This window comes from Streptomyces sp. RPT161, assembly GCF_027533845.1.
GTDB classification, from domain to species: Bacteria; Actinomycetota; Actinomycetes; order Streptomycetales; family Streptomycetaceae; genus Streptantibioticus_A; species Streptantibioticus_A silvisoli_A.
Window position 1 is genome coordinate 26,986 of record NZ_JAPZVN010000019.1, and the last position, 18,039, is coordinate 45,024.

Below are 18,039 nucleotides of genomic sequence, written 5' to 3' on the forward strand. Positions count from 1 at the left end.
GACCGCCTCCGGCCGGTCGCACACGACGAGGCCGGCTCCCTTGACTGCGCCGGGCATGTGCCGAACACCTTGCCGCCTGTGAGCCGGGCTGGTCCGCGCTGGTGTGCGCGCTGCCGCGGCCACTGCCGGTCTCCCGCCGCCGACAACGTTCACCCGTTCGGCGGTATGCGTGTCGTGCCTGGTGCGCGCGGTGCGCGGTGAGGCGTCGGGCTTCCGTGGCGGGTACGTGTCGGGGCGGCCCGCGACCGGGAGGGAAGTGGCGCCCTGGCTCGCGTTGCGGGTCAGGCTGGGGCCCGCAGGATGGCTTGGGGACGCGTCGCTGGGTCTCCCGTTCCGCCACCGCCACCGGTGGCCCTCCCGTGCGGCGGACGGCAGGACCACCGGCTGGCCGGTACTCCCGAGAGGACGACGGCCATGCCTACTGTGACCACGCGTGATGGTGTCGAGATCTACTACAAGGACTGGGGCAGCGGGCCGCCCGTCCTCTTCATGCACGGCTGGCCGCTGAACGCGGACGCCTGGGATGACCAGATGAAGTGCGTCGCCGACAACGGCTTCCGCGGCATCGCCCACGACCGCCGCGGACACGGCCGGTCGAGCCAGCCCTGGGGCGGCTATGACTTCGACACCTTCGCCGACGACCTCAACGATCTGATCACGGCGCTCGACCTGCGGGACGTGGCCCTGGTCGCCCACTCCATGGGCGGCGGCGAACTCGCCCGCTACATCGGCCGCCACGGCACGGAACGGGTCAGCAAGGCGGTACTGCTCTCGGCGATCCCACCACTGATGATGAAGTCCGACGGCAACCCCGAGGGGGTGCCCGCGGAAGTCTTCGACGACCTCCGCAACGGCATCCTCCGGGAACGGTCCCAGTTCTGGAAGGACACCGCCGAAGGCTTCTTCGGCGCCAACCGGCCCGGGAACAAGGTCACTCAGGGCAACAAGGACGCGTTCTGGTTCATGGCCATGCACGAGAACATCGAAGCGGGCGTGGCGTGTGTGACCGCCTTCGCGGAGACGGACTTCACCCAGGACCTGAAGAGGTTCGACATTCCCACTCTCGTGGTACACGGCGACGACGACCAGGTGGTGCCCATCGACGCCACGGCGCGCAAAGCCGCGCGGATCATCCCCGACGCCACCCTCAAGGTCTACGAGGGCGGCTCTCACGGCATCGCCCTCGTGCCGGGCGACAAGGAGAGGTTCAACCGGGACCTGCTGGACTTCCTGCGGAGTTGACGCACGTCGGCCTTGCGGTGGTGTGGTGCCGTAGCGCGCGAGCTGTTCCCCAGCAGGCACGACGGCAGGGCCCCGGCACGAAGACGGCCCCGAGTACGCAGGCACCGGCCCACCGCGCGCGCTCCACTGCACGGCCGCGGTGAGCGCGGAGCCGCTGACATCGCCCCCGAGGGCGCGGTCGTGTATGCGGAGTTGAGCCGACTGCGTGTAATAGATCCCGCTCGGCCGACCGCCCCGCTACCGACGCCACGCCGGACCCCGCGGCACCGGTTCGACTACGAACTGGCCTGAGCGGCGCAGGCGGTGTTGACCGCGCTCTCCAACCGGGCCGTCGCCTCGTCGATGGCAGCCGTCAGAACCTCCGGTCGCGGAGTCAGGTTGCCGAGCAGGTTGTCGATGTCCCGGATGCCCGCGCGGTCCAGCAGCGTCTTCTCGTTGGTGACCCACCAGCCGCCGGCCGCCAGCACCGCGTGAGCGGCCTGGCAGGCGGCGGTGGCGATCGCGCCGGCGCAGTCGCTGAGGTGCCCGCGTTCGGCGTGGGCGGCGCGAGCGTAGCCGAGGGTGTGCCTGGCGTCGCCCCACCAGCGTTCCGGTGCTTGGCGCCGCAGCGCCTCGGGGTATTCGGGTCGCGGCAGTTCTCCGTGCAGAACCTTGTTGACGGCGAGTTCGGCCACGACGACGTAGGTGGGGACCCCGGCCAGGTGGAACAGCAGCCTCTCGACTTCGAACCGGCCTTCGCGTGCTTCGGCGAGCTGATTCTCGACGTCGCCAAGATCTCGGTAGTGCACATCGACATGTCGGCCGTCAACGCGTAGCCATGCTCCACCGTTGAACACACCACCGCCCCACTCACCGATTCCGGAGATCTCGCCCGGCCATCCGAGGGCGCGAAGGCTCTCCGGAGAGAAGCCGCCGCGGTAGTAGACGGCGAAGTCCCAGTCGCTGTCCGGTCGATGACCACCAGTGGCGCGCGAGCCCCCCAGCGCGACGGCCCGCACGCACCGGAAGCGGTGCGGCAGGCTTACGCCGTCTACGCGCTGCTGGAAGCGCTGGTCGACGCGCCGCTCGACGACCCACGCATCGCTCGGGCCGCGCAGGCGGTGGCGGAATGCGTACCGGGCGAAGTGGTCGCGGCGCTCTCCTTGCCCTCTGCCACCGACACACACGGATCAGCCGTCACCGAGATGCTGTTCGCCGACCTCGCGCCCGCGCAGTCGGCAGCCATCCAGCAGGCGGCCGATCCGCGAGCGGCCGTTGCCGCGATGGCCCCACGAATGCGTCGGCGTCTGCCTGGCGGCCATCCCCAGCCGTGAGGGAAGCGGGGCGAGTGGTTTCCCGGTCGTGTCGTAACAGGCATCATGATCGGACCATCGGCAACGCACGAGACGGGGGACGTATGGTGGGCATTCCCTTCCAACGGGCCGACTTCGACCAATCCGGCAGCACGACCCAGTCCGCGCAGGCATCACACGGGTTGATCATTTTCCTTAACGGCACATCGAGTTCCGGGAAGTCGAGCATTGCGAGGGAACTGCTCCGCGTCCTGGACGAACCGTACTTCCACTTTCCGGTGGACGCGTTCCACGCCATGCGGACGGATCGGGAGTTTCCGCCGGAGCGGCTGCGAACGATGCTCAGACAAACCTGGATGGGTTTCCACCGGTCAGTGGCCGGAATGGCCGCTGCGGGCAACAACGTCGTGGTGGATCATCTCCCGAGCGAGCCGTGGCGGCTCGATGACTGCCTTGACCTGTTCGCTCCCGAGAACGTTGTCCTCGTCGGTGTGCGCTGTCCCCTCCCGGAACTCGAACGGCGCGAGCAGGCGCGCGGTGATCGTCCGCTGGGGCTGGCCGCGCGTCAGATCGGCCAGGTGCACGCGCACGGCGTGTACGACATCGAGTGCGACACCAGTCTCGCCAGTCCCCTCGACTGCGCACGGCGGATCAAGGGCTTCCTGCCGCGCCGGTCGTTCCCCACCACGTTTCAGCAGCTTGCGGCCACCCGCCGACGCGCCCGCGAGGCGCCGGTCCCCTCGTTGTGACCGCGAAGCCAGTACCGCCCCAGGTGGCCGGAAGTCGCGGTCGACGTCGGCGCCCGGGAAATTCGGTGTCCATGCCTCGCCATGATGTGTGTCAGGGGGCATCCCCGAGACAGCCGGCACCGAGACGCGTTGGGGGAGACATGCGGCGCTGGAAGGAACTTCCCGCCCCGCTCGATCAGCGAGTGCGGCAACTCGCCGTACCTCCGCGAAGACCCGAAGACCACGACGGGCCCAGCCTTCCGACGATGGCACGGACGAGCGCCGCGCGGGACCGCACGAGAGGGGGCAGCGACGCGAACGGGACCATGATGCCGGTCAACCGGTCCACGGGCGGCCGGACTTGGGTGACCCTCGGAGCCGTGTCGATACTGTCCGCCGCCCTGGTCGCCGTGCTGCTGACCACCCGGCCATGGCGCTACGAGGAGACGGGGACGGCCACGGTGTATGTGAGCGCTCGACCGGCGTTCGTCTTCCAGCGGGGGCAGTGCCACCGGTGCCTTGTGGCGCGCCAGGCAGGCGAGTTGCGCGCCGGTTACAGCACGACGCGCACCGCGATCGTGGACGTCAACAGCAGGGGCTGGGAGACCATCGAGGCGCAGTGCCTGTTGCGTTACCACGGCTACGATCCCGGTGTGCCCGATGGGGAGTACGACGAGCGGTCAAGGGACGCCACCAAGCTCTTCCAGCGCAACCACGGTCTGGTGGCCGACGGCATCGTGGGGCCGACCACCTGGAGGGAACTACGGCAGGACGACGAGCGCGGAAGGCACGGGTTCCACACCGGTCACGATCACCGGTTCCACCGAACGGGCACGGAACCACCGGACCGGGACCACGACGGGTGACGAGCGCGATCCCGTCAACCTGAACCGTTCCCTTTCTCCTCCTCCGGCGCCCACACCTGCCCCAGCAACGCTCCGCCGTACACCACGAAGCCCACTCCGATCAGCCACGACTGCACGACCAGTACGGTGCCCAGCGCCCCATAGCTCACCGCATTGCTGACGATCAGTGGCGCGAACACCAGGACCGAGAAGCCGCGCAGCCCCACCAGACCCGCCATCGTCGCCGCCGCGCCCGGGAGCAGGGCGCGCCAGTGCACCCGGCCGCCGATCAGGAACCACTGCCCCCACCAGAAGAAGAGCACGCCGAACAGCAAGGTCAACGTCAACCGGATCGTCGACTCCCACCAGCGGTGTTGTAGCACCAGACCGCTCTGCACCTCGGCGTACAGGTAGGCGGTCAAGGCGGCCAACCACACCGTCTGCCGCCAGACCTTGTGCCATGGTCCGCTGGGCAGGCCCCAGATCTTCTCGTAGCCGGTCTGCACACTCGCGGCGAAGGTCAGACCGAACACCACCAGAGCCGGAACACTGAACGCGCTGGTCGCGCTCAGCACCCGGGACGGTGCGGCGAACAGGCGCTGCACCGAGTGTGCCGGGCTGCCCGACAGTCCCATCCCGTCCACCACCCACAGTGCGAACCCCCGCTGTTTGAAGGGGTTGGCCGCCGCCACCAGGATCAGCAGGGGAGCCAGTGTCACCACGGCCAGGGCGGCGAAGCCCATGGCCCGGTGCATGAGTTCCAGTTCCTTGCCGCTGCGCCACAACTGCTCGGCCCTGGACAGCCGCCAGGCGGTGTGCAGTCGCTCCCGCGCCGTGGTCATCACCTGGGGCCTCCCGGCGCGGTCGCGGGTGGAGTGTCGGTGGCCACGGCGCCTCCTCCTAGTCGACGGACCCTGGAACGCCATTTCGGCGAGCCCTTCATCCCACCTTCGCGATCATTTCGCTGATAGCATCCGGCAGCGATTGCCGAGGGAGACAGATACGTTCTACTGGCGCGCGGCACCGTTTTCAACACGCTCACCGCTGCCGAATGGAGCGCTGATGGTCCGGGTTGACCAGGAAGCAGCCGACCAAACAATCCGAACGCGGCCCATCCGTACCGGTGTGACGGTACGCAAGTGGTTCACCACGACCGATCATAAGGTCATCGGAAACCTCTACATGGTCACCGCGTTCGGATTCTTTCTGGTGGCCGGACTGTTGGCGATGATGATGCGTGCCGAGTTGGCGCGCCCCGGCCTGCAGTTCTTCACCACCGCCCAGTACAACCAGTTGTTCACCATCCACGGTACGATCATGATGCTGCTGTTCGCGACTCCGATGTTCGCCGGATTCGCGAACGCGGTCATGCCATTGCAGATCGGTGCCCCCGACGTCGCGTTCCCCCGGCTGAATGCGTTCACCTACTGGCTGTTCCTCTTCGGTGGGTTGATGGTGTTGTCGGGATTCCTCACCCCTCAAGGGGCAGCGCAGTTCGGCTGGTTCGCGTACGCACCGCTCAACAATGCGGTCCGCTCCCCGGGGGCCGGTGGCGACCTGTGGGCCATGGGCCTGGTGGTGGCGGGGTTGAGCACCACTTTGGGTTCCGTCAACTTCATCTCCACCATTGTCTGTCTACGCGCTCCGGGCATGACGATGTTCCGGATGCCGATCTTCACCTGGAACATCCTGTTCACCTCGATCCTGGCGCTGCTCGCCTTTCCGGTGCTCACCGCCGCACTGCTGGCCCTGGAGGCGGACCGGAAGTTCGGCACCCATGTCTTCGATCCGGCCAACGGCGGGGCCATCCTCTGGCAGCACCTGTTCTGGTTCTTCGGGCACCCCGAGGTGTACATCGTCGCGCTGCCCTTCTTCGGTGTGATCAGCGAGATCATCCCGGCCTTCAGCAGAAAGCCGACCTTCGGCTACGTGGGGATGATCGGCGCGACGATCGCAATCACCATGCTGTCGGCCTCCGTGTGGGCCCACCACATGTTTGCCACGGGTTCGGTGCTGCTGCCGTTCTTCTCGCTCATGTCGTTCTTCATCGCGGTGCCAACCGGAGTGAAGTTCTTCAACTGGATCGGCACTATGTGGAACGCCAGCCTTTCGTTCGAGACTCCGATGCTCTGGGCGATCGGGTTCCTGGTGAGCTTTCTCGTCGGCGGGCTCAGCGGGGTGCTGATCGCGTCCCCGCCGCTCGATTTCCACGTAACCGACAGTTATTTCATCGTGGCTCACCTGCACTATGTGCTGTTCGGTACCGTGGTCTTCGCGATGTTCGGTGGCTTCTACTTCTGGTGGCCCAAGTGGACCGGCCGGATGCTCAACGAGAAACTGGGCAAAATCCATTTCTGGACACTCTTCGTGGGTTTTCAGGGCACCTTTCTCGTGCAGCACTGGCTGGGTGCGATGGGCATGCCCCGTCGCTATGCCGACTACCTCGCCGTGGACGGGTTCACGACGCTCAACACGATCTCGTCCACGTCGTCCTTCCTCCTCGGCCTGTCGACGCTGCCGTTCCTGTACAACATCTGGCACACGGCGCGTTACGCGCCCAAGGTCGAGGTCGACGACCCCTGGGGCTTCGGCCGTTCCCTGGAATGGGCCACCTCGTGCCCGCCACCGCGGCACAACTTCAACTCCCTGCCAAGGGTGCGCTCGGACTCCCCGGCCTTCGATCTCCATCACCCGGAGGTCATGGCCAGCCATGGGACGACGGGAAAGATCAAGCCCACGCCCGACACCTTGGGAGAGCAGAGCACATGAAGGTCGAAGCCTTCCTCTTCTGCGGAGTGTCGTTCTTCTTCTTCGTCACGGACCTCGTCTACGCGTCGCTGTCCGGGGAGCCGGCGGGCACCGCGGCGTTGACGATCGCCTTCGTCATGTCCGCCCTCATCGCCTTCTTCTGCGCGATGAACTACCACAGAAAGGGAATCCGCCCGGAGGACCGGGGCGATGGCGAGGTACAGGACCGTGCGGGACTGCTCGACTTCTTTCCGCCGCACAGCGCGTACCCTCCGCTGACCGCTCTGGGATTCACGCTCAGCGCCGCGGGTGTGGTGTTCGGGCTGTGGCTGTTCCTGCTGGGGTTCGGACTGCTCGGTGCCGGCATCTGCGGTTTCGCCTTCGAGTTCGTCAACCGCGAGTAGGCCGCCGAACTCCGCGGCGCCGTCCGGCCGTTGCCACCGCTACTCGCTCGCCTCCAGTTCCGGCGGCGCGGTCCTGGCGGCGATCTGGGTGCGCTGTTCAGTGGTGATCGGCATCTCCACCCGGTCCCGGTAGTACCAGGAACTCAGTGCGCTGCGCAGCCTCGCGGCCCGGGAGGCTTCCCCCTTTGCCCGCAGCGGCTTCGGAATGTCACGTACCAGGATCCGGTAGCGGTCGCCTGCGGGCAACGAGCGTTTGTTCTCAAGGAACTTGCCGTAGATCTCCTGTCGGATCAGCCCGGTTTCCCTCCCCTCCGTCAACAGCTCCCGGTCACGAGCCTGCAAGGCCAGGCAGATCCGCTTGGTGATGAAGAACGCGATGAGTGGCGCCACGATCACCGCCACCCGTAGCACCCACGTCAGGCCGTTGACCGAGATCCGGAAGGTATAGGCGATCACGTCGTTGCCGCCTGCCAGCAACAGCACGCCGTAGCAGACGATGGCGGCAACGCCGAATCCCGTTCTGGTCGGCCGGTCACGCGGCCGGTCACACAGATGGTGCTCCGACCGTTCGTTGGAGACCCACTTCTCGAAGAAGGGGTACGTGAACAGCAGCAGGAACAGGACTCCGGGCAGCACGACGGCCGGCAGCAGCACGTTCCACATGAACGTGTGGCCCGCGACATTGGTCTCCGCCGGTGGCATCAGGCGCAGCGCGCCCTCCAGGAACCCGACGTACCAGTCGGGTTGGGCGTCCGTGGTCACCTGGTCGGCACGGTACGGCCCGTACGCCCAGATCGGGTTGATCTGGGCCAGTGCGCCGAGTGCGCCCAGCACGCCGAAGACCATGAAGAAGAAGCCCGACGACTTGGTCGTGAACTGGGGGAACATCGGCTTTCCGACCACATTGCGGTTCGTTCGACCCGGCGTGCTCCACTGGGTGTGTTTCAGGTACACGATCAGGAAAAGGTGCGCGGTGACCAATGCCACCAGCAGACCGGGGACCAGCAGCACGTGCACGATGTACAGCCGGGGAATCAGCGCGTGGCCGGGAAACTGGCCGCGGAAGACGAAGAAGCTCAGGTAGGTCCCCACCAACGGCAGGGAGCTGATGATGGTGTCCGCGGTGCGCAGACCGGTGCCGGACAGCAGGTCGTCGGGCAGGGAGTAGCCGCAGAAGCCCTCAAGCAGTCCGAGGAGGAAGAGCGTCACCCCCACGATCCAGTTGACCTCCCGTGGCCGGCGGAAGGCCCCGGTGAAGAAGATCCGCAGCATATGGACTCCGATGGCGGCGATGAACAGCAGGGCCGCCCAGTGATGTACCTGACGCATCAACAGGCCGCCCCTGACATCGAAGCTGATGTCCAGGGTCGACGAGTACGCCTGCGTCATCCGTAGGCCGCGTAGCGGCGCGTAGGCACCGTGGTACGCGGCCTCGGTCATGCTGGGATCGAAGAACAGGGTCAGGTAGACGCCGGTGAGAACCAGCACAACGAAGCTGTAGAGGGCGATCTCGCCGAGCAGGAAGGACCAGTGATCCGGGAACGCCTTGCGCAGCAGTTGCCTGCCCATGAACGTTGCCGGAAGCCGCCGGTCCAGCGCCACGAAGCCGCTTTCCGCCACTTCCCCGGCCTTCGCTCTCAGCAACACCTTGCGCTGCTGAAGTTGCTGGAGCATCTGGGGCTTCGGGAGCCGCATACCCGCCGATCTCCTTACGCCCATGAGCGGGCCACGCGGTCAGGACGCGGCTGATGGCTAACCGGTATCCGCGTGCGCCAATCAAATGTGGGGATCGGATTGGGCGATCCGGGTGACAAGCGGTGATCCGCGAGTGTGCTGTGGACACTGATCTTGGAGGAACTCCGACGCCCGGGAGGTGATCCGTCGGTGAAAGAGCCGGGCGAAGACGCAGGCGCCGGTGAGGATCGGCGGTTCGGTCGTCCAGGGCGACCGATGGATCGGCGGTCGCCGTTCTTCGTCGGAATGTCGGGGGCGGCCGGAGTGGCGGTGACGGTCGCGGTCGCCGAGACGGTGCTCGCCGTCCGCGCGGTGCTGGTGCTGATCGGACTGGCGCTTTTCCTGGCCCTCGGCCTGGATCCAGCGGTGCGCTGGTTCGGCCGCCACAGACTGCCCCGCGGGGTGGCGGTGCTGGTCATCGCACTAGCGGGAGTCGGTGTGCTGACGGGCTTCCTGTCGTTGGCCATCCCTCCGCTGGCCCAGCAGGCCGAGCAGTTCGCCCACAAACTGCCTGCTTATCTGCATGAACTGCAACACACCAATTCGTTCCTGGGACATTTGAACCGCCAGTTCCGTATCCAGCAGGCACTTCAGAGCCTGCTCACCAGCGGAGGCGCGTCGCTGGCGGGTGGGCTGTTCGGGGCGGGCAAGCTGGTGCTCGGCACACTCGCCTCGGTGGTGCTCGCCGCCGTACTCACCGTGTACTTCCTGCTGGGGCTGCCCGCGCTCAAACGGACGTTCCTCCAACTGGTCCCGGCCTCACGACGGACCCGGGTCAAGCTCCTCACCGAGGAGGTGATCATCAAGGTCGGCCGGTATCTGGTCGGCCAGGTGCTGCTCGCACTCATCGCGGCGGTGGGTACGCTCGCCTGGCTGGAGATCTTCAACGTGCCCTACGCCCTGCTGCTGGCCTTCTTCGTGGCCCTGTTGGACCTCGTGCCCATGGTGGGTTCCACCATCGCGGGGATCATCGTGTCGTTGGTGGCGCTCACCGTCTCCCTGCCCGTCGCCGGGGCCACCGCGGGCTTCTACACCGCCTACCGGCTCGCCGAGGACTATCTGCTGTCGCCGAAGATCATGGGCAAGCAGGTCGAAGTGCCAGCGATGGTCGCGATCGTCGCCGTACTGATCGGCGGCAGCCTGCTGGGCATTCCCGGCGCCCTCATCGGCATTCCACTGGCCGCGGCGATCCGCCTCGTCCTCAAGGAAGTGGTCTTCCCACGCCTTGACGAGTCGTAAGGCGTGCCTTTCCCCAACGGACCACTTGCTGTGACCGTTCCGCGGCGATCGTCGCGCGGTTCTTCCGCCGGGGCCAACTCGTCGTCCAGCCGGATGCCGGTCACTATCGATGGGTTGACGACCCGATCCGCTTCTCCCGGACCGTCGCGACGTTCCTCGCCCGAGTCGATGACACGACCATCGAAAGCATGTGACGCACGTCACATGCACCCCTGTCATACGGATGCGACTGTCAACTCGTATGCGAAGTGAAGGCGTTGCGACGTCAACAGCGCCGCCTTCGTCTCTGCGACTGAATCCCAACACGGGGAGGACCCATGAGGTTCCGTTCGACGAAGAGGATCGGCGCCGCGGCCGTCGCCGCCGCCGCGCTGGTCGGCACCATCGCCATGGGTACGGCGGCCGCCGTACCCGGCCACTACCAGGCGACCGGCCCCAACCCCACCTACAAGCCGGTCACGGGAAGGGTCACGGTCGTTGAGCCCGGGCAGCCGCAGCCGCATGTGACGCTGCACCCGGTGTACAAGCGCGGCGCCGCCGTGCCCATGCACGTCGCGCACTGGAAGACGACCTACGACGACGGCGTCTCGTGGAACGCCGACGTGTTCGTGGACTACGGCCAGAGCGGGGCGTACACCAAGTGCTCCGACGGGAGCGTCCACTACGGCCCCGCTGTCGGCCAGGGCTACTGGGCCTGGGGCGGCAACTGCAACGGCTACGGCACGATCACCGAGTTCGGCAACTACGACCAGTAGCCGTTCCGCGCGGTAACTCCGCTGTCACGTGCGCCGGTCCTGCCACAGCGTGGTCGGCGCTTCCCTGCGGACCACCGGCGCGATCTCCTCCGCGAAGCGCTGCAACTGCTCGATCTGCTCCGTGGTGCTCAGCCCGAAGCCGTCAACGGTCAGGGACTGCAGGTCGTGCCGGTAGGCCTGGTGGAATCCGAGGATCTTGTCGATGATCTGCTGTGGGCTGCCGATGAGTTGGGGTCCGTTCTCGATGGCGTCCTCGATGGTGCGGAACGGGGTGTTGTAGCCGGTCCGCCCCGCCAGGTGTGGCTTGTACGTCTGACGGACCCGCGCCTCGTAGTAGTCCTTGAGCCGGGTGATGGCCTGTTGGGTGGTGTTCGCGATGAACAACCCTCCGGAGCCCGCGCCCACGTAGGCGTTGCGCGGGTCGTGGCCGTATACCGCGAAGCGCTCGCGGTAGTGGCTGATCAGCCGTGCGTATGCGTCCCGGGGCTGGATGGCGTTGGCGCTGAACAGCGGATCGCCGTGCCGGGCGGCGAGTTCGGTGGAGTGCAGGCTGGTGGCGGAGCCGTGCCAGACGGGCGGCGCGGCGACGTACGGTCGGGGCACGGTGGTGACCTCGTGCAACGGCGGGCGGAACTTCCCCTCCCAGGTGACCTTCTCCTCCCGCCACAGCCTTCGCAGGAGTTCGTACTTCTCGGCCTGGTACTCCCACTGCAGGCCCTCGTCCAGGCCGAACAGGTCGAAGTGACCGGCCTCCGCGCCCTTGCCGATGACCAACTCCAGGCGGCCTCGGGCGAGTTGGTCGACGGTGGCGTAGTCCTCCGCGACGCGGACGGGGTCGAGGATGGCCAGCACCGTGACACCGGTGAGCAGTCTGATCCGGGAGGTTCGCGCGGCCAGCGCGCCGAGCAGGACCGTGGGGCTGGACGACAGGAACGGTCCGGCGTGCCGCTCGCCGACGGCGTACGCGTCGAAGCCGAGCCGTTCGGCGGCGGTCCCGGTCTCGATGACCTCGGCCAACCGGTCGGCGGCGGTGCCTAGTTCACCGGTGAGCGGGTTCGGTGCGTGGCCGATGATGGTGAGGACGGAGAATCTCATGACTGTCTCTCCTGACGGCTACTGGTTTGTCCTGGGCAGGCCGGGCGGGTTGACCAGGGATGTGGCGACGGCCTCACTGGACAGGCCCCAACGCTTCAGTACCTGGCCGTACGTGCCGTTCTTGATGACATCGTTGAGTGCGTCGGCGAGTGGCTTGGCCAGTCCGTCGTCCTTCTTGGTGGTGGCGCCTATCAGGCCCTGGAGGGTGGCTCCCGCGCCCGAGTAGCTGCCGGCGATCTCGGTCTGGCCCGCCGAGGCGACGTGGTAGGCGGCGGTCGGATGGGGGCCGAGGTAGAGGTCGATGCGTCCGGAGGAGAGGGCGAGGTAGGCGTCGCCGGCGCTCTGGTAGTACTTGACGTTCACCGGCCTCAGGCCAGCGTGAACGTCCTGGTCGCTCCACTCCAGCAGCAGCTTCTCCTGGTTGGTTCCGGACTGCACGGCCACGGTCCGGCCTGCGACGTCCCTGGGGCCGGTGACTTTCAGGCCGTTGCCCTTCTTGGCCTCGAAGGCGAGGTTGTCCTTGCGGTAGGTGGCGAAGTCGTACTTGTTCTTGCGTTCTTCGGTGTCGGTGATGTTGCTGAATCCGACGTCGTACTTGCCGCTGTCCAGGCCGACGAAGATGTTCTCCCAGGAGACCGTGTTCAGCCGCGGTTTGAGACCCAGGACGTCGGCGACCAGGTAGGCGATGTCGGGCTCTACGCCGATAACCGTCTTGTTGTCGGTCGCGTAGCAGCTCAACGGCGGTTCGCTGGAGGTGGATCCGACGATCTGCAGGGTGCCTCGCCTGCGTATGGCCTCGGGGACCTCGGCGGCGATGGAGTCGACCTTGGGTGTGGTGACGCGGTGCTGGTCGGCGCCGAGGTTGTAGCTGGTACCGGAGACCTCGACGGCGGGCGACGCCCCGGAACTGGCTGTTCCACCGCTGCTGGGGTTGGCGCATCCGGCGAGGGCCAGGACGGAGGCGAGCCCGAGCACCATGGCGGCGGTGTCGCGGGGGTGGCGGGTGAGCACGTGCGGTCTCCTTGCGTACGCGGGTGGGGGGGGCGGCGAACGCCGCGCGGTTTACAGGACCTTGGAGAGGAAGGCGCGGGTGCGTTCGTGCCGTGGTTGATCCAGTACGGCGTCGGGCGGACCCTGTTCGAGGACGACACCGCCGTCCATGAACACCACCGTGTCGGCCACCTCGCGGGCGAAGCCGATCTCATGGGTAACGATGATCATGGTGGTGCCGGTGCGTGCCAGGTCCTGGATGACGTCGAGTACCTCACCGACGAGTTCCGGGTCGAGCGCGGAGGTGGGTTCGTCGAAGAGCAGCACCTTGGGTTCGAGCGCGAGCGCGCGGGCGATGGCCACCCGCTGCTGCTGGCCGCCGGACAGCTGCCTGGGGTGGGCGTCCGCCTTGTCGGCGAGTCCCACCCGGGCCAGCAGTCGCTCCGCCGCCCGTACGGCCTCCCTGCGCGGGCGGCGCAGTACGGAGACGGGGGCTTCGATGATGTTCTCGATCACCGTCAGGTGCGGGAAGAGGTTGAAGTTCTGGAAGACGAACCCGATGTGGGTGCGCTGACGGAGGATGTCCTTCTCCTTCAGCTCGTACAGCTTTCCGCCGGAGCGGCGATAGCCGATCAGTTCGCCGTCGATGCTGATCCAGCCGCGGTTGACCTTCTCCAGGTGGTTGATGCTGCGCAGCAGCGTTGACTTCCCTGAGCCGGACGGCCCAAGCACGACTGTGACCTCACCGGCGCGTACCCGCAGGTCGACACCGCGCAGCACCTGCGTGGGGCCATAGCTCTTGTGGACACCGCGGACGTCCACCATCACATCGCTCACTTGCCGTCTCCCGTGGTCAGCGCCGTCTGGCGCACGTCTCGTACGAGGCGCCGCACGCGTTGCGCCGGGGTGGGTGGGGGCGTACGGTCGGCGCCCCGGGCGAAACGGCGCTCCACGTAGTGCTGGACGATGGACAGCGCCGAGGTGAGGAGCACGTACCACGCGGTGGCCACCATCAGCAGTGGGATGACCTGGCCGGTGCGTCCGTAGACAACCTGCACCTGGTAGAAGAGTTCGCCGATCGCCATCACGTAGACCACGGAAGTGCCCTTGAGCAGGCCGATGATCTCGTTGCCCGCCGTCGGCAGGATCGCGCGCATGGCCTGCGGCAGAACGATTCGCCGGATCTGCCGCGCCCGGGGGATGCCCAGTGCGGCGGCGGCCTCCAGCTGACCGTGGTCGACGGCCAGCAAGCCGGAGCGCACCACCTCGGCTGCGTAGGCGGCCTGGTGCAGCGACAGTCCGATCAGCGCCGCGCCGATGCTGCCGACCAGCCCGTTGGTGGCGAACGACCAGAACACCGGGCCGAACGGTATGCCCAGCCCCAACTGTCTGTAGAGCGCGCCGAGATTGAACCAGAAAACCAGCTGCACGATCATCGGGATGGACCGGAAGACCCAGACATAGGCCCAGGCCACGGTCCGCAACACCGGGCTGCGCGACAGCCGCATGAAGGCCAGCACGGTACCGAGCAGGAACCCGGCCATCTGGGCGCAGACGGTGAGTTCAAGGGTCACGCCGACCGCGTGGACGATCGTCTGGGACAGTACGTACTGGCTGAAGACGTTCCACTCCCAGACCGGATTGGTCACCAGCCCGTGTGCGAACTGGGCGACCACGACGAGTACGGCGAGGGCGGCGATCCAGCGCGCGGGGTGGCGGGCGGGAACGACCTTAGGGGTTGCGGATGCGTCCGGTGGGTCGGCGTGCGCGGTCGCCGGTAGGGGCGTCGCGGTGCCGGTGGTGAGTTCCATGGTTGGGCTCCCGCAGCCTACTTGTGCTCGGGCGGATCGATCCGCGACTCGGGGATGGCGGAAGCGGAGACGCCCCACTTCCGCAGGATCCGCAGGTAAGTACCGTCGCTGATCAGCCTGTTGACCGCAGCCTGGAAGGCACGGGTGAGCGGCGAACCCTTCTTGAAGGCGAAGCCGACGTCCAGCCGGTGGAACTCGCCGAGGAAGGTGGTTCGCGCCGCGGGCTGGGACGCCTGGTAGCGAAGGCCGTTGATGGTGGACATCTCCACGTCGATCCGGCCCTGTTGCAGGGCGGTCACCAGTGCCCCGGACTCCGCGAACACCTTCACCTGGTACGGCTTCCTGCCCGCCTTGGCGCACACGTCCCGTTGCGCGTTCAGCGTGGCTTCGAAGGTGGTTCCGGCACCGGTTCCGATGGTCAGCCCGCACAGTTGGCCGAGGTTGGAGACCTGGCTGCCCAGGGAGGTGTTGCCGGTCCTGACCGCGAAGCCCTGGCCGTCATCGATGTAGGTGACGAAGTCTACGCTGCGCAGGCGTTCGCTGGTGACGCCGAAGTTGCCTGTTCCTACGCCGTACTTACCGCTGCCGAGGGCGGGCAGGATCGTCTCGAAGGAGGCCGCCTGGCGGTTCAGGGTGATCCCGAGGACCTTCGCCACGGCGTTGGAGATGTCGATGTCCAGGCCGACGGGTTGTGCGTCCGATCCGCCCGGCAGGTACGCGGACGGCGGTGCTCCGATCGAGCTGCCGATCCGCAGGATGCCTGCCTTCCGTATGTCGGCGGGCAGCAGGGCGGCAACGGTATCCACCTTGCGCACCGCCGCGACCGGGTTGTCGGTCGGCGCCGGGGAAGACTGGCCGACCGTGGTGGTGGCGTCGCCGGAACCACAGGCGGCCACGGCCAGCAGCGGGAGCAGCGCGCCGATGGCGGTCGCGGCGCGGAACCGGGTTCTGGGGCCTGGCGTTCTCACGGTTTCGGGGCCTTTCCGGGGTGAGGCGGGCCGGGGGTGTGCGACGGGACAGCGCTGAGGTGCTTTTCGAAGGGGAGCGGGCCGATGGTCTCGGGGTCGGCGGTGGTGTCGAACAACGGCGTGTAGCCGGTGGCCAGATACAGTCCGCGGGCTTCGGGCTGCCGCGGTCCGGTGGTCAGATAGACGCGGCGGTAGCCGCGGGCCACCGCCTCCCGCTCCAACTCGGCGATCACCCGGCGGGCAAGGCCGCGTCTGCGGTGCGCGGAGTGGGTCCAGATCCGCTTCAGCTCGGCGGTGGCCTCGTCGTACCGCCGGAAGGCACCTCCGGCGACCGGTTCGCCGTCCTCCAGCAGCAGGAGCAGCACCCCGTGCGGTGGCGCGAACTCGTCGGCGGGATAACGGGCCAGTTCGGTGTGGGCGTCCTTCCCGTAGCGGGCCGAGTACTCGTCGCCGAGTTCCCGTAGCAGCGGTTCCACCAGCGGGTCGGACACCGCGACCCGAGTGGTGGTCAGCCGCGGCGGCCGTACGCTCGACGTCATGCGCCCGCCGCCGCGAGCGTGTTGGTGCCGAGGGCGGCCCGCTCGGCGTCACGCTTTGCGACCTCCTCGCGGACGATCGGGATGACGTACCGGCCGAAGTCGATCGCGTCGTCGAGCAGGTGGTATCCGCGGGCGGAGAGGATGTCGACGCCGAGGTCGTAGTAGTCCAGCAGTGCCTGCGCGACCGTCTCGGGGGTGCCGACCAGCGCGTTGGAGTTGCCCGCGCCGCCGGTCGCGGCGGCCGTCGGTGTCCACAGGGCACGGTCGTAGCGCTCCCCCGCCTCGGCGATCGCGATCAGCCGCTGTGAGCCGGTGTTCTCCGGGCTGCCCGGGACACGGCGGTGCGGCTGCGTACCGGCCTCCCTGCGGGCGCGGATGGCGTCCACCGTGCGGTGGGCCTTCTCCCATGCCAGTTCCTCGGTGGGGGCGATGATCGGGCGGAAAGCCACCTGGATGCGGGGCACGTCGGTGCGGCCCTCCGCCGCGGCGGCTGCCTTCACCGCCTCGATCTGCTCGGCGGTGCGGTGGAGGGGTTCGCCCCACAGGCAGTAGATGTCCGCCTCGGCGCCGCCCGCGGTGTATGCGGCCGGTGAGGAGCCGCCGAACGACACGTTGGGACGCGGCTGTTGGGCCGGGAAGACATCGCTGACGAAGTCGTGGAACTGGTAGTGCTCCCCTTCGTGGTCGAAGGGCTCGTGGGTGGTCCAGATCCTTTTGACGATCTCGATGTACTCCCGTGTCCGGGCGTAACGCTGGTCCTTGGTGAGCGTGTCGCCCTCGCGCCGCTGCTCGCGGTCGTTACCGCCGGTGATGAAGTGGACGGTGAGCCGGCCCTCGCTGATCTGGTCGAGGGTGGCGAAGGTCTTGGCCGCGAAGGTGGGGTACGAGACGTTGGGGCGGTGTGCCAGCAGGATCTGCAACCTGTCCAGACGGCTGGCGATGAACGCGGCGGCCGGCGCGGGGTCCGGGGAACCGGAGCCGTAGGCGAACAGGACACGGTCCCAGCCGTGCTCCTCGTGTGCCCGGGCCAGCTTGAGTGTGTACTCCTTGTCGAAGGCCGCGCCTGAGCGCTGGCTCGTCTCCGAACCGTCATGAGTGGCCGCGATACCGAGGAACTCCACGGGCATGGGAAGGCCTTTCCGGAAGAGGCGAACACACCGCGCCCATAAGGGAGTTACGGCTACGTGCGCGGCGTGGGACGTGAACGGAAGTGGTGCGGAAACGCGGTGGGAGCCGGACGACATGCGTGAGGACGCTTCAGGTCAGTGATTTCCGGCGGCGTGCACCCGGGCTCGTACCGTCCAGGCCGCACGGCCGTTGGCCTGCGCGGTGGCGTACGAGGGTAGGACTCGGCCCGCGACGGATCGCCGAACGGGTCGCCGAGGGGTTACCGAGGGAGGGAAGGGCCGGTCAGGAGGCCCGCTGCCGGATCAGTCGGTACACGCCGCGGACCACACCCGACCGAAGTCGATGTGGTCTCTGGTGACCAGACGCTGATGGGCATTCACGGGACCAATTGAGCAGTACACCTCGGGTTCACGTCAACCGTTGCCCGTATGCCGGACCTGTGAGCCACGATGCGGACGCCCAGTGTCTTGACAGGGCTGCGCCGAGTGCCCTTACGATCGGCGGCGGAGCGGCTCCGCCAC

Annotated in this window: 18 protein-coding genes; 8 read left to right on the forward strand and 10 right to left on the reverse strand. The window is 67.4% G+C overall.

Annotated elements, in window-relative coordinates; translation table 11 throughout:
* Positions 1 to 414 precede the first annotated feature (414 nt).
* On the forward strand, positions 415 to 1,242 hold the full coding sequence (locus O5O46_RS27640; RefSeq protein ID WP_269858319.1) for an alpha/beta fold hydrolase: 828 nt from the start codon (positions 415 to 417) through the stop codon (positions 1,240 to 1,242).
* A gap of 275 nt (positions 1,243 to 1,517) precedes the next feature.
* Here the strand turns inward: O5O46_RS27640 and O5O46_RS27645 are convergent, their stop codons facing one another.
* Entirely contained in the window at positions 1,518 to 2,240 is a 723-nt protein-coding gene (locus tag O5O46_RS27645) for a nucleotidyltransferase domain-containing protein (RefSeq protein WP_269858320.1), read from the reverse strand.
* A 12-nt stretch (positions 2,241 to 2,252) separates the two neighbouring features.
* Here O5O46_RS27645 and O5O46_RS27650 point away from each other — a divergent pair, with 12 nt between their 5' ends.
* The 3 genes from O5O46_RS27650 (at position 2,253) to O5O46_RS27660 (ending at position 4,128) form a co-directional block, all read left to right on the forward strand.
* Complete coding sequence (locus O5O46_RS27650; protein ID WP_269858321.1) at positions 2,253 to 2,555, forward strand: hypothetical protein; 303 nt, start codon at positions 2,253 to 2,255, stop codon at positions 2,553 to 2,555.
* An 83-nt stretch (positions 2,556 to 2,638) separates the two neighbouring features.
* A complete protein-coding gene (locus O5O46_RS27655; RefSeq protein ID WP_269858322.1) occupies positions 2,639 to 3,283 on the forward strand; it encodes a chloramphenicol phosphotransferase CPT family protein in 645 nt (214 codons plus the stop codon).
* A 359-nt stretch (positions 3,284 to 3,642) separates the two neighbouring features.
* Positions 3,643 to 4,128: a peptidoglycan-binding domain-containing protein gene (locus tag O5O46_RS27660; RefSeq protein WP_269858323.1), complete on the forward strand. Its 486-nt coding sequence runs from the start codon at positions 3,643 to 3,645 to the stop codon at positions 4,126 to 4,128.
* Positions 4,129 to 4,142: 14 nt separating this feature from the next.
* Here the strand turns inward: O5O46_RS27660 and O5O46_RS27665 are convergent, their stop codons facing one another.
* Entirely contained in the window at positions 4,143 to 4,949 is an 807-nt protein-coding gene (locus O5O46_RS27665) for a ribonuclease BN (protein ID WP_269858324.1), read from the reverse strand.
* A 220-nt stretch (positions 4,950 to 5,169) separates the two neighbouring features.
* Here O5O46_RS27665 and ctaD point away from each other — a divergent pair, with 220 nt between their 5' ends.
* Positions 5,170 to 6,876 carry an aa3-type cytochrome oxidase subunit I gene (gene ctaD / locus O5O46_RS27670; RefSeq protein WP_269858325.1) on the forward strand — a complete coding sequence of 569 codons (1,707 nt, stop codon included), beginning with the start codon at positions 5,170 to 5,172 and terminating at the stop codon, positions 6,874 to 6,876.
* The gene (gene ctaF / locus O5O46_RS27675) at positions 6,873 to 7,259 is read left to right on the forward strand and encodes an aa3-type cytochrome oxidase subunit IV (protein ID WP_269858326.1); all 387 of its coding nucleotides are present in this window, start codon (positions 6,873 to 6,875) and stop codon (positions 7,257 to 7,259) included. Before ctaD ends, ctaF begins: the two co-directional genes overlap by 4 nt.
* A 39-nt stretch (positions 7,260 to 7,298) precedes the next feature.
* Here ctaF and qcrB read toward each other — a convergent pair whose 3' ends face one another.
* Positions 7,299 to 8,954 (reverse strand): cytochrome bc1 complex cytochrome b subunit, encoded by a 1,656-nt coding sequence (gene qcrB, locus O5O46_RS27680; protein WP_269858327.1) that lies wholly within the window; start codon positions 8,952 to 8,954, stop codon positions 7,299 to 7,301.
* A gap of 255 nt (positions 8,955 to 9,209) precedes the next feature.
* Here qcrB and O5O46_RS27685 point away from each other — a divergent pair, with 255 nt between their 5' ends.
* Both O5O46_RS27685 and O5O46_RS27690 read left to right on the forward strand, forming a co-directional pair.
* The gene (locus O5O46_RS27685; RefSeq protein WP_269858328.1) at positions 9,210 to 10,232 is read left to right on the forward strand and encodes an AI-2E family transporter; all 1,023 of its coding nucleotides are present in this window, start codon (positions 9,210 to 9,212) and stop codon (positions 10,230 to 10,232) included.
* Between the two features lie 317 nt (positions 10,233 to 10,549).
* Positions 10,550 to 10,987 carry a hypothetical protein gene (locus tag O5O46_RS27690; protein ID WP_269858329.1) on the forward strand — a complete coding sequence of 146 codons (438 nt, stop codon included), beginning with the start codon at positions 10,550 to 10,552 and terminating at the stop codon, positions 10,985 to 10,987.
* A 24-nt stretch (positions 10,988 to 11,011) separates the two neighbouring features.
* On the opposite strand, the gene O5O46_RS27695 is transcribed toward O5O46_RS27690, so the two are convergent.
* From O5O46_RS27695 to O5O46_RS27725, 7 genes are all read right to left on the reverse strand, one after another.
* Complete coding sequence (locus O5O46_RS27695; protein WP_269858330.1) at positions 11,012 to 12,082, reverse strand: LLM class flavin-dependent oxidoreductase; 1,071 nt, start codon at positions 12,080 to 12,082, stop codon at positions 11,012 to 11,014.
* 18 nt (positions 12,083 to 12,100) lie between these two features.
* Positions 12,101 to 13,060 (reverse strand): ABC transporter substrate-binding protein, encoded by a 960-nt coding sequence (locus tag O5O46_RS27700; protein ID WP_269858404.1) that lies wholly within the window; start codon positions 13,058 to 13,060, stop codon positions 12,101 to 12,103.
* Positions 13,061 to 13,144: 84 nt separating this feature from the next.
* Positions 13,145 to 13,897, reverse strand: coding sequence for an amino acid ABC transporter ATP-binding protein (locus tag O5O46_RS27705; RefSeq protein ID WP_269858405.1), 753 nt, complete (start codon positions 13,895 to 13,897; stop codon positions 13,145 to 13,147).
* Between the two features lie 8 nt (positions 13,898 to 13,905).
* Positions 13,906 to 14,883 carry an amino acid ABC transporter permease gene (locus O5O46_RS27710; RefSeq protein ID WP_269858331.1) on the reverse strand — a complete coding sequence of 326 codons (978 nt, stop codon included), beginning with the start codon at positions 14,881 to 14,883 and terminating at the stop codon, positions 13,906 to 13,908.
* 17 nt (positions 14,884 to 14,900) lie between these two features.
* On the reverse strand, positions 14,901 to 15,851 hold the full coding sequence (locus O5O46_RS27715; protein ID WP_269858332.1) for an ABC transporter substrate-binding protein: 951 nt from the start codon (positions 15,849 to 15,851) through the stop codon (positions 14,901 to 14,903).
* Entirely contained in the window at positions 15,848 to 16,390 is a 543-nt protein-coding gene (locus O5O46_RS27720) for a GNAT family N-acetyltransferase (RefSeq protein ID WP_269858333.1), read from the reverse strand. The genes O5O46_RS27715 and O5O46_RS27720 overlap by 4 nt, the downstream gene beginning before the upstream one ends.
* Entirely contained in the window at positions 16,387 to 17,517 is a 1,131-nt protein-coding gene (locus O5O46_RS27725) for an LLM class flavin-dependent oxidoreductase (RefSeq protein WP_269858334.1), read from the reverse strand. Before O5O46_RS27725 ends, O5O46_RS27720 begins: the two co-directional genes overlap by 4 nt.
* Between the last annotated feature and the right edge of the window lie 522 nt (positions 17,518 to 18,039).